Origin of the sequence: Brevibacillus sp. GCM10020057, assembly GCF_042683565.1 — a bacterium.
Lineage (GTDB): Bacteria > Bacillota > Bacilli > Brevibacillales > Brevibacillaceae > Brevibacillus.
This window is the reverse complement of record NZ_JBHUJW010000016.1, coordinates 1-305: the sequence shown is the minus strand read 5'-3', so window position 1 is coordinate 305 and position 305 is coordinate 1. Positions and strand designations below refer to the sequence as shown.

At 53.8% G+C, this 305-nt stretch carries 1 tRNA gene and 1 other annotated feature (1 of these 2 running past the window's edge); the gene reads right to left on the bottom strand.

Features of this window, described 5'->3' with window-relative positions:
- Positions 1–120: a sequence feature (most likely nonfunctional fraction of RNA operon), on the bottom strand; it reaches 469 nt to the left of the window's first position.
- A gap of 79 nt (positions 121–199) precedes the next feature.
- Positions 200–275: transfer RNA gene (locus ACFSO0_RS05010), tRNA-Ala, on the bottom strand.
- Between the last annotated feature and the right edge of the window lie 30 nt (positions 276–305).

The window sequence follows — 305 nt, the reverse complement described above, 5'->3', positions numbered from 1 at the left end:
CCTGCCTGGCAACGTCCTACTCTCCCGGCTCCCTGCGGAGCAAGTACCATCGGCGCTGGAGGGCTTAACGGCCGTGTTCGGTATGGGAACGGGTGTGTCCCCTCCGCCATCATCACCAGACAAGGTATTCTCTTCAAAGTGACGAAAGTCAATATATCACAGACACTCGTACACTTTCAATCTGTATTTTTTAGAAATTTGGTGGAGCTGAACGGGATCGAACCGATGACCTCCTGCTTGCAAGGCAGGCGCTCTCCCAACTGAGCTACAGCCCCGTAAAGGGTATAAATGGTGGGCCTAGGCTG